10 protein-coding genes are annotated in these 13,963 nt (G+C 72.0%); 4 read left to right on the top strand and 6 right to left on the bottom strand.

What is annotated here, in order from left to right; translation table 11 throughout:
- Positions 1-77 precede the first annotated feature (77 nt).
- The 3 genes from AB0P24_RS11410 to AB0P24_RS11420 form a co-directional block, all read right to left on the bottom strand.
- Positions 78-1,895, bottom strand: coding sequence for an ABC transporter family substrate-binding protein (locus AB0P24_RS11410; RefSeq protein WP_365792589.1), 1,818 nt, complete (start codon positions 1,893-1,895; stop codon positions 78-80).
- A 256-nt stretch (positions 1,896-2,151) separates the two neighbouring features.
- Positions 2,152-3,192 (bottom strand): NUDIX domain-containing protein, encoded by a 1,041-nt coding sequence (locus AB0P24_RS11415; RefSeq protein WP_365792591.1) that lies wholly within the window; start codon positions 3,190-3,192, stop codon positions 2,152-2,154.
- A 143-nt stretch (positions 3,193-3,335) separates the two neighbouring features.
- Positions 3,336-3,527 (bottom strand): hypothetical protein, encoded by a 192-nt coding sequence (locus AB0P24_RS11420; RefSeq protein WP_365792593.1) that lies wholly within the window; start codon positions 3,525-3,527, stop codon positions 3,336-3,338.
- A 610-nt stretch (positions 3,528-4,137) separates the two neighbouring features.
- Between AB0P24_RS11420 and AB0P24_RS11425 the strand changes: the two genes are divergently transcribed.
- Positions 4,138-6,153, top strand: a complete 2,016-nt coding sequence (locus AB0P24_RS11425) for an NPCBM/NEW2 domain-containing protein (protein ID WP_365792595.1) — start codon at positions 4,138-4,140, stop codon at positions 6,151-6,153.
- A 99-nt stretch (positions 6,154-6,252) separates the two neighbouring features.
- On the opposite strand, the gene AB0P24_RS11430 is transcribed toward AB0P24_RS11425, so the two are convergent.
- Positions 6,253-7,230 carry an ROK family protein gene (locus tag AB0P24_RS11430; RefSeq protein ID WP_365792597.1) on the bottom strand — a complete coding sequence of 326 codons (978 nt, stop codon included), beginning with the start codon at positions 7,228-7,230 and terminating at the stop codon, positions 6,253-6,255.
- Between the two features lie 213 nt (positions 7,231-7,443).
- On the opposite strand from AB0P24_RS11430, the gene AB0P24_RS11435 reads away from it, so the two are divergent.
- Both AB0P24_RS11435 and AB0P24_RS11440 read left to right on the top strand, forming a co-directional pair.
- Entirely contained in the window at positions 7,444-8,529 is a 1,086-nt protein-coding gene (locus AB0P24_RS11435) for a LacI family DNA-binding transcriptional regulator (protein ID WP_365792599.1), read from the top strand.
- Positions 8,530-8,643: 114 nt separating this feature from the next.
- On the top strand, positions 8,644-9,405 hold the full coding sequence (locus AB0P24_RS11440) for a hypothetical protein (protein WP_365792815.1): 762 nt from the start codon (positions 8,644-8,646) through the stop codon (positions 9,403-9,405).
- Here the strand turns inward: AB0P24_RS11440 and AB0P24_RS11445 are convergent.
- Positions 9,351-11,384 carry a protein kinase gene (locus tag AB0P24_RS11445; protein ID WP_365792601.1) on the bottom strand — a complete coding sequence of 678 codons (2,034 nt, stop codon included), beginning with the start codon at positions 11,382-11,384 and terminating at the stop codon, positions 9,351-9,353. The two genes, AB0P24_RS11440 and AB0P24_RS11445, sit on opposite strands and share 55 nt — an antisense overlap.
- Before the next feature lie 89 nt (positions 11,385-11,473).
- Positions 11,474-12,778 carry an aldolase/citrate lyase family protein gene (locus tag AB0P24_RS11450; RefSeq protein WP_365792603.1) on the bottom strand — a complete coding sequence of 435 codons (1,305 nt, stop codon included), beginning with the start codon at positions 12,776-12,778 and terminating at the stop codon, positions 11,474-11,476.
- A gap of 194 nt (positions 12,779-12,972) precedes the next feature.
- Between AB0P24_RS11450 and AB0P24_RS11455 the strand changes: the two genes are divergently transcribed.
- Positions 12,973-13,908: an endonuclease/exonuclease/phosphatase family protein gene (locus AB0P24_RS11455; RefSeq protein WP_365792605.1), complete on the top strand. Its 936-nt coding sequence runs from the start codon at positions 12,973-12,975 to the stop codon at positions 13,906-13,908.
- The last annotated feature ends 55 nt before the right edge of the window (positions 13,909-13,963 follow it).

Raw genomic sequence — 13,963 nt, forward strand, 5'->3', positions numbered from 1 at the left:
AGGCGGAGGCGGAGGCGGAGACCCGGCCCCGGGATCGCCGGGGCCGGGCACGGGGGATCCGACGGGCTCCGGTGGGGCTACTTCTTCAGGCCCCACTCGCCGACGTTGTACGGCGGTCCGACGTTGGTGGAGTTGTTCCGCATGTTGACGAACCGGGTCTGCACCGCGAGGAAGGTGGGCTTCTGGTAGAGCGGCAGCACGTAGGCGTCGTCGACCATGAGCTGGTCGGCCTGGTCGAGCAGGGCCGCGGCCTTGGTCTGGTCCGTCTCGCCGACGGCCTGGCTGATCAGGGAGTCGACCTTCTTGTTGCTGTAGCCGCCGTAGTTGCCACCGCCACCGGTCGACCAGGTCTGCTGGGCGTTGCTGGTCGGGAAGGGGGAGGCGACCCAGGCGAAGACGATGATGTCGTACTGGTGGCCGGCCAGGACCGTGCCGAGGTCGGCGGCGCCGATCGGTTTGATCGTGACCTTGATCCCGAGTTCGGCGAGGTCGCTCTGCAGGATCTGGCACTCGCTCTGCCGGATCTGGTTGCCGGTGGTGTAGCGGCAGTTGAAGGGTCCGACGGCCGTGCCGTCCGGGGTCTTCAGGGCCGTGCCGACTCCGGTGAACCTGGCGTCGGTGAGGTATTTCCTGGCCTTGGCGAGGTTGCCCGAGCCCTGTCCGCCGGCGCTCACCACGTCTTTGTAACCGGCCTGGCCCGGCACGTAGTTGTGGTTGCCGAGCTGCTTCACGCCGGGATCGAACTGGGCGACCGTCTTGGCCATGATGTCCTTGACGCTGATGGCCGTGAACATCGCCTGCCGCAGCGCCAGGTACTTGCCGATCACCGGGTTGTGCAGGTTGAGGTCGAAGTGCTCCCAGGTCAGCCCGTTGCCGATGGCGTAGGTGACGTCGGGGATGGCCTTCACCTGGTTGACGAGGTCCACCTCGGGCTGCGGGTAGATGCCCTGGACCTCGTTGTTGCGCAGCGCGATCGGTTCCTGGGTGGCGTCCGAGATGACCTTGAAGATCAGCCGTTGCAGAGTGGCCTTCTTGCCCCACCACTTGGGGTCGGGCTGGTAGGTGGCGTGGTCGTTGTCGGCCCACTCGGTCATCTTGTACGGCCCCGCGGTCGCGTACTCGGTGGGCGGGGTCTTCTGGAAGTACTGCCAGCCCTGGGTCATCTGAGCGGCGGTCATGTGCGCCGCGTCACCGGCCGTGGCGCCGGAGAGCTTCTCGGCGACGTGGGCCGGGTAGAGCGGGTAGCCCGCGCCGAACATCTGCCGCCAGTCGGAGTAGGGCTTGGCCATCACGACGGTGACGGTCCTGCCGCCGTCGGAGCCGGTGACCGACTTGATCCGGTCGTAACCGGCGGTGCTCTGCGGCAGGCAGCCCTTGGTCTGGGTGGAGTCGCCGGCGGGGGGCGGCGGGCAGTCCTTGCCGTCGTTGGTGCGCCAGTAGTACACGAAGTCGTCGGCGGTGATCGGCGTGCCGTCGTTCCAGGACGCCTTGGGGTTGATCTTGTAGACGATGGTCTGCGGGCTGGTGCCGGTCTGGGCCGCCGAGGTCACCAGGTCGGTGTTGAGCTTGACGCTGAAGTCCGGCTGCGGAACGAAGACCTGGGGCAGCACGGCGCTCAGCGCCTCGGCGTTCTCGAAGGTGTTGCCGTTGGTGTCCTGCACGTTCCACTGCTGGATGTTCTTCTCGATGACGTAGGTGAACGTGCCGCCGGCCTTGGTGGCGCCGGAGTTGCAGGTGTCGGCCTTGCCCTGGGTGGCGCAGGACGTGAGACCGGCCGAGGTGCCCGTGCCGCCGCTGCCCCCGCCGCCTCCCCCGCTGCTGCAGGCGGCGAGTGCCAGGACGAGCCCGGCGGTCAGTGCAAGTCCCCTTGTGAGGGCCGAAGAGTGCGCGCGCATGTCCCTCCTTCAGCCGGCGGTTCACCGGCCTGTGCGAGGCGGCCGGCGGCCGCGAGGAAGTTGAGCTGCGCACCGACGGTAGAACGTTTGTGTACCTCCTTCACGTTCTTGTTCATACCGGGACGGCGACAATTCACCCTCGTTTTCCTCCAGGAACCTTCCACGCCGGGCAAAGTCCCCTACACACGCCCAGAAATGCCGAAGTTCCCGCCAACATCACGGATGCGGCGGAAACTTGACGAGACATCAGAAAATGTCAACCGACCGGGACGCCGGCCTCCAGATAGAGCGCGGCGCCGCGCTCGCGGGCGCGCAGCGCCCAGCGCAGCCGTTCGTAGCGCACCGGCGGCAGCAGCTCGGCCGCCTCCTGCTCGGTGACGAACCGCCAGCCACGCAGCTCCGGCCCCGGCAGCACCAGCCGCCCGGCCTCGGCGGAGTCCAGCCGGCCGCCGTCGAAGAGCAGCCGCAGGCCGCCGTAGCGAGGTGGCGCGGGCTGTTCCCAGTCGACGACGAGCAGCCTCGGCAGCTCCTCCAGGCGAATCCCGGTCTCCTCCTCGACCTCGCGCACCCCCGCCCTGGCCGGGGCCTCACCGGGCTCGACGACACCGCCGGGGAACTCCCAGCCGGCCTTGTAGGTGGGGTCCACGAGGAGGAAGCGGTTCTGTTCGTCGAAGAGGAGGACGCCCGCGGCGACGGTCTCGGCGGTGGGTTCGGGGGTTTGCACTATGTCACATGCCACGGCTTCGCCGCTGCTCACCGCCCCCGCGATCCGCACCGCCGTCTCATACGGGCTGAGCCCGCTGCTGTCGACGAGATGGGCGTCGGCGCTGATCCAGGAGGAGAGGGCGGTGCGGTAGGGCTCGATGTGGTCGTACGACCACTGCCGGACCCGCATCTCGCCGTCGGGCAGGTCGGGCGGGATCTCCCGGCCGGCTATTCGCTCGCGCAGGATCGTTTCGGCCGGGGTGAGACACAGGTGCCGGACCGCGATCCGGCGGGCGGCGAGGCCGCCGAAGATCTCGTCGCGGTACTCCTGACGCAGCAGTGTCATCGGAACGACCAGGGTTCCGCCCAGCTCGGCGAGCATCGCGGCCGCGGTGTCGATCACCAGCCGGCGCCAGATCGGCAGATCCTGGAAGTCGCCGACCTCGGCGAGGTGCTTGGCCGGCAGCAGGTGCGTCAGTGCCCCGCCGATGAGCTCGGGGTCGAAGAGCGTGCTGTTCGGGATCAGTTCGATCAGTTCACGTGCGGTGGTGGTCTTACCCGCACCGAACGCGCCGTTGACCCAGACGATCACGGACTCCCCCTCTTCTGTTGGCCCCCTGTGGCTTGCCCGCTCCACACTGCCACGGAAACCAGTTCCCGTTGAGGGCGCGCAGACGGGTGCCGGCGTCCCTCGCCTGGAACGCCGGCACCGTGGCCCGCTGTCGCTGCGCGGGGCTACTCCTGGCCCAGGAGGTTCTGGTCGGTCTGCAAGCTGTCCTGACTGACGATGTGGTCGACGTGCTCAAGGGCGCCCGAGACGTTCAGGTCACCGAGCGGGCCTGCGTCGGCCGCGTGGGACGGGGTGACGGCTGCCACGACGAAACCGGTGGCCAGGCTTGCGATGGCGAGCATGCTGCGCTTCTTCATGCCCGTCTCAACTACGCGGACGGCCTGGAGTCACGGCCGTACCCGCGAGGGGAGCAACACGGTCCGCCGGAGCGGAGACCGGGTGGCCGGACGATCACGCCGCCGACGACGCCGGAGCTCCGGCCGACACCCCGCACACCCGCACCGGCACCGGCACCGGCACGCCCAGAACTTCGCACGCGCACAGGAAGCCGTACGCCATGACCGCCCCCGCCCGGCCGCGCCCCGGTGGCACCCCACCGGCCCCGTGGCACTCGGCCTGGTCCGGAAGGTGGGGCGGAGTTCGTCCGCCGCTGTCCGTACGGCAGGCGGGCGGCAGAACGATCCTGGGACTCCGGGTCCCCGCCGAGGAGCTGGACGGGGTCAGCTGGACGGGTTCGACGCGCACATCGTCGGCACGACCGAGGCGGTCCTCGAGTTCCACCCGGCCGACCGGAACATCGGATGACCCGATTCGTTCCGGTCCGGACCAAGCAGGCTCCCGATGAATCGTCGAACCATCATCTCCGCTCTCTGTCCACCACAGTCCGACGGGTTCTAACATAACCACACAGAGTGGTGACGGGTACATGCCGTCATCGCAGCTTTCGCGAGTCGGAGGAACGTAACGATGCGTCAACCTCACACCCGCACGACCCGCCGAAGAGTGGTCGGAGCACTGGCTGTGACCCTGCTGTGCGCGGCGGGCCTCGCCGCACCCGCCGTCGCCGACGTGCAGACCGCTTCCCCCGCCCAGACCGGCGGTCTCGCGCCGACCCCGCCGATGGGCTTCAACAACTGGAACTCCACGCAGTGCGGCGCGGGCTTCAACGAGGCCATGGTCAAGGACATCGCCGACCTCTTCGTGGCGAAGGGCCTCAAGAAGGCCGGCTACCAGTACGTCAATCTCGACGACTGCTGGGCCCTGCCCGAACGGGACGCGGACGGCAAGCTGGTCGCGGACCCGGCCCGCTTCCCGGGCGGCATCAAGGCCGTCGCCGACTACGTGCACGCCAAGGGCCTCAAGCTCGGCATCTACACCAGCGCAGGCACCAAGACCTGCAACGACGCCGGCTTCCCCGGCGCGCTGGGCCACGAGTACAGCGACGCCCGGCAGTTCGCCGACTGGGGCGTGGACTACCTCAAGTACGACAACTGCAACAACCAGGGCGTGGACGCCAGGCAGCGGTACACCACGATGCGCGACGCGCTGAAGGCGACCGGCCGGCCCATCGTCTTCAGTATCTGCGAATGGGGCGAGAACAAACCCTGGGAGTGGGCCGGCGACGTCGGCCAGCTGTGGCGCACCACCGGGGACATCAGCGACAACTGGGGCTCGATGGTGTCGATCCTCAAGCAGAACCTGCCGCTCGCGCCGTACGCGGGGCCCGGGCACTGGAACGACCCGGACATGCTGGAGGTCGGCAACGGCGGGATGACCGACACCGAGTACCGTTCGCACTTCTCGATGTGGTCGGTCATGGCCGCCCCGCTGCTCATCGGCACCGACCTGCGCAAGGCCTCCGCGGCGACCTTCGGCATCCTGGACAACAGGGAGGTCATCGCCGTCGACCAGGACCCGCTGGGCAAGCAGGGCACGGTGGTCTCCTCGGAGGGCGGACGCTGGGTCGTCGCCAAGGAGATGAGCGACGGCAGCCGTGCGGTCGCCCTGTTCAACGAGTCCGGCTCCCCACAGCGCATCGCGACTTCGGCGGCGGCCGTCGGCCTTCCGAAGGCCCCCGCCTACACCCTGCGCGACCTGTGGCAGCACCGGAGCTACAACACGGCGGGCACCGTCTCCGCGATGGTCCCGGCGCACGGCACCGTCCTGGTGCGGGTCGCCGCCGGCCGGCGCTGGGCGGCCAACCCCCCGGCCGTCGAACTCGGCCTGGACGGCAGCAGGTTCATCGAGCCGGGCAAGGTGTCGGAGCTCACCACGTCGGTCACCGACCTCGGCCGCACCACGGCCGGGAAGGTCTCGGTGTCGCTCGCCGGCCCCGCGGGCTGGACCGTCCGGGCGACCTCGCCGACGAAGGCCCCGGCGCTGCCGACCGGCCGCACCCTGCGCACCGGTTGGCGGGTGGCCGCTCCCCAAGGAACGCCGAGGGGGTCGTACGACCTGGAGCTCAGGGCGAGTTACCGGTCGCCGACCGGAGTACGTGCCGAGAGCACGACGACCCTCACCATGACGGTCGCGGACCCGCCGCCCGCCGGGAGTTCCTACCTCAGCGACCTGCCCTGGCTGTCGGCCGGCAACGGCTGGGGGCCGGTGGAGCGCGACACGAGCAACGGGGAGACCGCCGCCGGCGACGGACATCCGATCACCATCGGCGGGGTGGTGTACGCCAAGGGGCTCGGCACCCACGCCCAGAGCGAAGTCGACTACTACACCGGGAAGACGTGCGAGAGGGTCACCGCGGACGTCGGGGTGGACGACGAGGAAGCCGCCAACGGCACCGTCTCGTTCGAGGTCTGGGCGGACGGTACGAAGGTCGCCTCGACCGGCGTGCTGACCACCGACATGCCCGCCCAGCCGCTCACCGCCGACGTGACCGGCGCCGAGGTGATCCGGCTCGTCGTCACCGACGGCGGTGACGGCATCACCTCCGACCACGGGGACTGGGCGGACGCGCGGATCACCTGCTGAGGTCCCGCGCGCGCGTCCTCGGCCCGGTCGGCCGGACCTGAACCCCGGCCGACCGGGCCTGAACATTCCTGCACGGCCCTGCGGCCGCCGTCGGAGTCCCTAGACCCCCGAAATCCCCGAGACCTCCGCCGCCTCCGCCTCCGCGTCCGGCCTGGCGGCCAGCGCCGCCGCCGCGGCGCCCACCAGGCCCGCGTCCGTGCCCATCTGGGCCGGCACCACCGTCAGACGCTGGACGAAGGAGAGGGTGGCGTAGTCGGTGAGGGCCTTGCGCAGCGGCGTGAAGAGGATGTCCCCCGCCTTGCCGACGCCCCCGCCGATCACCGCGATGTCGATCTCGACCAGGGTCGCGGTGGCCGCGATCCCGGCCGCGAGCGCCTGCGCGGCCCGCTCGAAGGAGGCCACCGCGACCGGGTCGCCGGCCCGGGCCGCGGCCGCCACCGCCGCGGCCGAGGTGTCGCCGTCGGATCCCGGCTGCCAGCCGCCCTCCAGTGCGCGCCGCGCGATGTTCGGGCCGCTCGCGATGCGCTCGACGCAGCCGCGCGACCCGCAGGGGCAGGGATCCCCGTCGAGGTCGACGCTGATGTGGCCGATGTGGCCCGCGTTGCCGGTCGGGCCGGGGTGCAGCCTGCCGCCGAGCACCAGGCCGCCGCCGACACCCGTCGACACCACCATGCACAGCGCGTTGTCGTGGCCGCGGGCCGCCCCCTGCCAGTGTTCGGCGGCCGTGATGGCGACGCCGTCGCCGATCAGCTCGACCGGCAGCCCGCCGGCGGCCGCCCGCACCCGTTCGACGAGCGGATAGTCCCGCCAGCCGGGCACGTTGACCGGGCTCACGGTGCCGGCGGAGGCGTCCACCGGGCCCGCGCTGCCGATCCCGACCGAGCGGGCGCGTCCCCACAGAGGTGAACCGGCGAGTTCGCCGACCACCTCCTCGACGGCCCCCATGACCGTCTCGCCGTCCTGCTGGGCGGGTGTCGCGCGCTGGGCGCGCGCCTGGATCCGTCCGTGACCGTCCACCAGCGCGCCGGCGATCTTGGTGCCGCCGATGTCGAGGGCCGCCACGAGGTCGGTGTGCATCAGAGTCAGTTCTCCCCGTCAACCATGAGTAGCCGAGTGACACAACAGGCCGGTCAAGCGGTGGGGGCGCAGGCCGGAGATTGCGGTGGACAGTCTCCCTTGCATCTGACAACGTTGTCCAGGCTCTATGCTCGACGCCACATCCTCATACAAACCCACGAGCCTGTGTATCCCTGATACAAACCCATGAGCCCAGACACAACCCATGAGCCCATGCATCCCGTGGACGACAGGACAGGACGCCGCATCGTGCCCGACACCTCCCGCCGCGCAGACCGTCTTCCCGGCTCCCGTTACGGGACCCGGCCGACGATGAAGGACGTGGCGGCGCGGGCCGGTGTGGGCCTGAAGACGGTCTCCCGGGTGGTCAACGGCGAGCCGGGGGTGACCCCGGACACCGAGCGCCGGGTCCAGGAGGCGATCGACGCACTGGGCTTTCGCCGCAACGACAGCGCGCGGGTGCTGCGCAAGGGCCGTACGGCGAGCATCGGCCTGGTCCTCGAGGACCTCGCCGACCCGTTCTACGGCCCGCTGAGCCGCGCGGTGGAGGAAGTGGCGCGGGCGCACGGGGCGTTGCTCATCAACGGCTCCAGCGCCGAGGACCCGGACCGCGAACAGGAGCTGGCCCTGGCGCTCTGCGCGCGACGGGTGGACGGCCTGGTGGTGATCCCGGCCGGGGACGACCACCGCTATCTGGAGCCGGAGATCAGGGCGGGCGTGGCGACGGTGTTCGTGGACCGCCCGGCCGGGAAGATCGACGCCGACGTCGTGCTGTCCGACAGCTACGGCGGCGCCCGGGACGGGGTCGCCCACCTGATCGCGCACGGCCACCGCCGGATCGGGTTCATCGGCGACATGCCCCGCATCCACACGGCGGCCGAGCGGTTGCGCGGCTACCGGGCGGCGATGGAGGACGCCGGGATAGCCGTCGAGGAGGCGTGGACCTCGCTCGGGGTGACGGACCCGGAGCGGGTGCGCAGGGCCGCCGAGGAGATGCTGACCGGGACGGATCCGGTCACCGCGATCTTCGCGGGCAACAACCGTGTCACCGTCACCGTGATCCGGGTCCTCGCCGAGCGGACCCGTCCGGTCGCGCTCGTCGGCTTCGACGACATCGAGCTCGCCGATCTGCTCCACCCCGGCCTCACGGTCGTCGCCCAGGACGCGGCCCTGCTCGGCCGCACGGCCGCCGACCGGCTCTTCCGCCAGCTGGACGGCACCCTCCTGGCGCCGGAGCGGATCGAGCTGCCGACCAGGCTGATCACCCGCGGCTCGGGCGAGCTGCCCCCGGCGGACTGAGCCGCGCATGACGGACCGGACGCCCGCGCCGCCGACCCGCCCTACGAACGGCCGCACGCGCACGGGTTCGAGCCGCCCGTGACCGGCCGTACGCTCGTCGAGTTAGGGCTCCACATGGCGCCGCGCGACCATCCGCTGACCTACCCCGGCGCCTGGCCGCCCGACTCGGCTCTCCTCGACGGTGACCGGCTGCTGCCGCTCGACGGCCTGGTCCACGGCGACGGCCGGGTACCGGTGCTCGCGGTCGGCTCCAACGCCTCTCCCGCTCAACTCCAGCACAAGATGGCCGAGTTCGGCGTCAGCGGGCCGATTCCCATGGTGCGTGCCCGGGTGGCGGGCCTCGACGTGGGCGTCTCCGCGCATGTCAGCCGCCTCGGCTACGTCTCGGCGTCACCGGTCGCATCCCCTTCGGCGGCACGGGAGTTGTTCGTCCTCTGGCTGGACGGACGGCAGCTGGAGGTGATCGACGCGAGCGAGGGCGTACCGCTGCCGAACGGCAACTTCGAGCGGGCCTGGCTGCCCGCCCCGGCGGTACGCGCCACGCTCGCGGACGGCACGGCGCTCCCCGGCGTGCACGCGTACGTCAACCGGCACGGCGTGCTGCACGACGGCACCGGCACGCCCCGCCGCCACCCCGGCGAGCGCGCACTCCTCACCGAGCTCCTCTCGGACTCGGCCGAGTTGAGAGAGCTGTTCGGTGGCACGCCCGAGCAGTTCTGCGCGCGGGCGCGGGCCGACTCCGCGCTGTGCCGGCGGGGCACCCGGCTGTTCGCGGAGTGGAGGTGGGCGGTCGCGTCGGGCCTGGAACGGTACGTCCGTGCTCAGCAGACCGGAAGTCCGGGGAGCGGCCCGTCGTCGACGCCGCCCTTGATGTAGACGTCGCTGATGTACACCCCGGTGTTGCCCTCGTCGTCGTCCGTCTCGGCCCACCAGGCACTGGTCCGCCGGCCGTGGGTCTCCCGGCGGCCCAGGTCGACCTGGCAGTAGAAGGAGTGGCTGCCCTGGCCGACCTTGCCGACCTTGACGCCGTCGGCGGTGTAGGACTTGGCGCCGCCGCTGCCCACCAGGCAGGTGTACGTGCCGTCGCCCGCGGCCTGGCAGACCGCGGCGGCGGTCGCGGGGTCGGAGGCCGTCGCGGTGGCACCGGCGGTGCCGGAACCGCCGGTGGGGGCCGGGCCGGAGGTCCGCGCCGAGGACGGTGTGGCGGAGGCGCGGTCCGCCGGTCCGCCCCCGGCGGCCGTGGCGCCGGGGGCCGGTACGGCACCCGTCTCCTCGCCCTGTCCCACGGGGTCCGCGACCGCCGGGTGCCGGGCGCCGGTGCCGCGGACGCTCTCGGAGGGGCCGGGCGCGGTCGGGGCGGGCGGCCCCGCGTCCGTCCGAGCCGTCTGTCCCCTGTCGTTCCGTAACGCGACGGTCAGCCCGGTCGCCGTGAGGACGACGGCGACGGCCGCCACGACCAGCAGCCGGACCCGGCGACGACCGCCGCGGTTCGGCCGGGCGGGGCTCAGCGGGCCCTCCGGGGCGCCGGGCAGGGGCGCGGGGTCTGGTCTTCGGGCGGGCAGCAGCCCCGGCCCCGGAGCTCCGGCTGCCTTGGCGAGTCCGGCGGCGGGCACCGGGGCGAGCCGGCCGACGGGCTCCGGAGCAGACTCCGCGACAGCCTCTCCGGCAGCCCTCCGAGCGAGCCCTTCGACAGCCCCGACAGCCCCTTCGGCAGACCCCTGAGCGGGCCCGTGCACAGGTCCCGCGACAGCCCCCTGTGCGGGGCCCTCGGCGGGTCCCTGGCCGAGGGCCGCCACAGAGCCCTGCACGCGCCCGCCGTCAGCCTCCCGGCCGGTCACCTCGGCCGGTCCGTCGTCGGCCCCGTCGCCGGCCGCGTCGTCGCCCCCTGGGGCCGGCCCGCGTCCCGGAGGCGGCGCCGGCACGCCGGCTCCGGGTCCCGGCCGCGCGGGCTCCCGCAGGGCCGTCGTCGGGGTGTCCAGGACCGTTTCCCGCGCCACGGCACGCAACAGCCCGCCGGCCTCCTCGGCGTCCGGGCGGGCCTCGGGCCGCTTGTCCATCAGGCGGCGGAGGACGGGGGCGAGCGGTCCCGCCCTGCGGGGCTCCGGGAGGGGCTCGTCGACTATCGCGGTGAGCGTCGAGAAGGTGGATGTACGACGGAAGGGCGAGGCGCCCTCCACGGCCGCGTACAGAGCCGCGCCGAGGGCCCAGGTGTCGGAGGCCGGACCGGGGGCCGCGCCCTTGGCCCGCTCGGGCGCCAGGTAGTCGAGGGAGCCCACGAGTTCGCCGCTGCCGGTCAGGTGGGTGGCGGAGCCGTCGCCGGGATCGGCCATGGTGGCGATGCCGAAGTCGGTGAGGACGACCCGGCCCGAGCGGTCGAGGAGGATGTTGCCCGGCTTGACGTCGCGGTGCAGGACACCGACCCGGTGGGCCGCGGCCAGGGCGTCCATGACCTCGGCGCCGACGCGGGCGGCCTCGTGCGGCGGGAGCGTGCCGCGCTCGCGCAGCAGGTCGTCCAGGGAGGGGCCGTCGACCAGTTCCATGACGATCAGCGGCCGGCCGTCGATCTCGGCGATGTCGTGCACGACGATCACACCGCGGTGGCGCACCCGGGCGGCGGCCCGCGCCTCGCGCTGCATCCGCAGTCGCAGATCGGCCAGTTCCGGCCCGGCGCTGTCGGTGTAGGCGCGCAGTTCCTTGACGGCGACCTCGCGGCCGAGGACCTCGTCGACGGCGCGCCACACCACGCCCATACCACCGCGCCCGAGCCGGGCCACGACCCGATACCGCCCTGCCAGCAGGCGGCCGGTCGCGTCAGCCTGTCCGTACGAACCCGACACCACAGCCCCGTTCCTCATGACCCGTCCGTGAATGGCGCACCAGAGTACGGGGAGATGACAGGGTCGGTTCAAGTCGGCGGGAAAAGCCGTGACTTGACCGGTACGCGCTACTTGCCGGAGGCCGTCGGGCCGCCGCGCCCGGGCATCGCGAAGCCCTCCAGACGGGCCCGGGTCAGACCGGTCAGCCGGGCCACCTCGGCGGTGTCGAGGGCGCCGCAGTCCAGACCGCGCAGCAGGTAGCCGCTGAGGGCCTTGGCGGTGGCGGGTTCGTCCATGACGTCACCGCCGGCGCGGTCGGCGTACCGGGCGAGCCGGGCGGCCGCCTGCTCCAGGCCCTCGCGGTAGAAGGCGTACACCGCCGCGTACCGGGTCGGGAGGTGGCCGGGGTGCATGTCCCAGCCCTGGTAGTAGGCGCGGGCCAGGGCGCGCCGGGTGAGGCCGTAGTGCAGCCGCCAGGCGTCGTGCACCTTGGCCGTCGGACCGACCGGCAGGACGTTGGTGGAGCCGTCCGACACCCGTACGCCCGTGCCGGCGGCGGCGACCTGCATGATCGCCTTGGCGTGGTCGGCGGCCGGGTGGTCGCTGGCCTGGTAGGCGGCGGAGACCCCGAGGCAGGCGCTGTAGTCGAAGGTGCCGTAGTGCAGTCCGGTGGCGCGGCCCTCGGCGGCCTGGATCATCCGGGCGACGGTGGCGGTGCCGTCGGTGGCGAGGACGGACTGGCTGGTCTCGATCTGGATCTCGAACCCGATCCGGCCGGGCTCAAGTCCGTGGGTCTTCTCGAAGGCCTCCAGGAGCCGGACCATCGCGGTGACCTGTTCGGGGTAGGTCACCTTGGGCAGGGTCAGCACGAGCCCGGCGGGCAGCCCGCCGGCGGCCATCAGCCCGGTGAGGAAGATGTCCAGGGTGCGGATGCCGCGGTCGCGCACCGCGGCCTCCATGCACTTCATCCGGATGCCCATGTACGGCGCCGCCGTGCCCTCGGCGTACGCCTCGGCGATCAGCCGGGCGGCACGGGCGGCCGTCTCGTCCTCCTCGGCGTCGGGGCGCGGGCCGTAGCCGTCCTCGAAGTCGACGCGCAGGTCTTCCACCGGTTCACGCTCCAGCTTGGCGCGGACCCGGGAGTGGACGGGCCCGGCGAGGGAGTCCGGCAGGCCGAGGACGGCGGCGAAGGCGGCGGCGTCGGGGGCGTGTTCGTCGAGGGCGGCGAGGGCCTGGTCGCCCCAGGAGCGGATCGTGCCGGCCGTGAAGGCGTCGCCGGGGACGTACACGGTGTGGACGGGCTGGCGGGTTCCCGGGTCACCTGGATAGCGGCGCTCCAGCTCGGCGTCGACGGGTGCGAGGGAGGCGCTGATCTCCTCACTGACGGCGCCCGCGAGGCTCGTCGCCACCTTCTCCTGCCGCCTCTGACCCATCCCGCACCCTCCTGTTTTCCACTGTACGGAATCAACAATCCGTTGAATGAAGGTATCCGGGCGTTTTCGGAGCGGTCAACACCGTGTCCACGAGGCGACACGCCCCCATCTGGGCATGTTCACGCTCATCACACGCCTGGGTATCACACTGCTCAACGCCCGCCCGTCCGGCTTGTGCCCCTGAAGGAGCCGCCGTGCCGAACCAGCGCCGAGTCACCCGCCGGCTGGGACTGCAGGTCCTACTGGCCGCAGCGGTCACCGTGCCCCTGTCCAGTGCCGCGATCTCCACCTCCTCCGCAACACCGCGCACCCGTCGGCCGACCACCCTCGCGGCACCGTCCCGGCCGGCGCCCCGCCTCGACGTCATGACCTTCAACCTGCGGTACGCCAGCAGCGCCGAGCCCGACAGCTGGGCCGACCGCCGGCCGGTGATGCGCGAACTGCTGCGCCGCGCGCGCCCTCACGTCATCGGCACCCAGGAGGGTCTCTACCAGCAACTGCTCGACATCGAAACCGGCCTCGGACCGCACTACGACTGGATCGGTACCGGCCGCGAGGGCGGCAGCCGGGACGAGTCGACCGCCGTCTACTACGACACCCGGCGCCTGGCCCCCGTGGAGCACTACACCTTCTGGCTCTCCGACACCCCTGAGGTCATCCGCTCCAACACCTGGGGCGCCGCCTTCCCCCGTATCGTCACCTGGGTCCGCTTCCGCGATCTCACAGAAGGCGGAGGGGAGTTCTACGTCGCCAACACCCACTTCGACCAGAAGAGCCAGTACGCCCGCGAGCGCAGCGCCACGCTCCTGGTGAAGCGGATCGCGGAGTTCGACCGGAGGCTGCCCGTCGTGGTGACCGGCGACTTCAACGCCTACGCCCACAAGAACCCGGCCTACGACACCCTGGTGGGGTCGGGACTCGTCGACACCTGGGACGCGGCGGAGCACCGCGGCCCCCAGTACGCGACGTTCCACGGCTACCACCGGCTCAAGCCGGACGGCGACCGTATCGACTGGATCCTGACCTCGCCGGGGGTGACCACGCACCGGGCGACGATGGACACCTTCTCGATGCACGGCCAGTTCCCGAGCGACCACCTGCCCGTGCAGGTCTCCCTGAGCCTGCGCTGAGCCGAGCCCACGGCGAACCAGGCCGACGGCCGTACGGCGAGGCCCCCGTGACCGG

It is taken from the genome of Streptomyces sp. NPDC086519 (assembly GCF_040686075.1).
In the GTDB taxonomy this organism is placed as follows: domain Bacteria; phylum Actinomycetota; class Actinomycetes; order Streptomycetales; family Streptomycetaceae; genus Streptomyces; species Streptomyces shenzhenensis.

What these genes read in the sequence shown, in the direction of transcription:
- AB0P24_RS11450 (WP_365792603.1), bottom strand. Translation starts at nt 12,778, where the DNA reads ATGGGTCAGAGGCGGCAGGAGAAGGTGGCGACGAGCCTCGCGGGCGCC.
- AB0P24_RS11440 (WP_365792815.1), top strand. Translation starts at nt 8,644, where the DNA reads ATGGCGCCGCGCGACCATCCGCTGACCTACCCCGGCGCCTGGCCGCCC.
- AB0P24_RS11435 (WP_365792599.1), top strand. Translation starts at nt 7,444, where the DNA reads ATGCATCCCGTGGACGACAGGACAGGACGCCGCATCGTGCCCGACACC.
- AB0P24_RS11420 (WP_365792593.1), bottom strand. Translation starts at nt 3,527, where the DNA reads ATGAAGAAGCGCAGCATGCTCGCCATCGCAAGCCTGGCCACCGGTTTC.
- AB0P24_RS11410 (WP_365792589.1), bottom strand. Translation starts at nt 1,895, where the DNA reads ATGCGCGCGCACTCTTCGGCCCTCACAAGGGGACTTGCACTGACCGCC.
- AB0P24_RS11430 (WP_365792597.1), bottom strand. Translation starts at nt 7,230, where the DNA reads ATGCACACCGACCTCGTGGCGGCCCTCGACATCGGCGGCACCAAGATC.
- AB0P24_RS11425 (WP_365792595.1), top strand. Translation starts at nt 4,138, where the DNA reads ATGCGTCAACCTCACACCCGCACGACCCGCCGAAGAGTGGTCGGAGCA.
- AB0P24_RS11445 (WP_365792601.1), bottom strand. Translation starts at nt 11,384, where the DNA reads ATGAGGAACGGGGCTGTGGTGTCGGGTTCGTACGGACAGGCTGACGCG.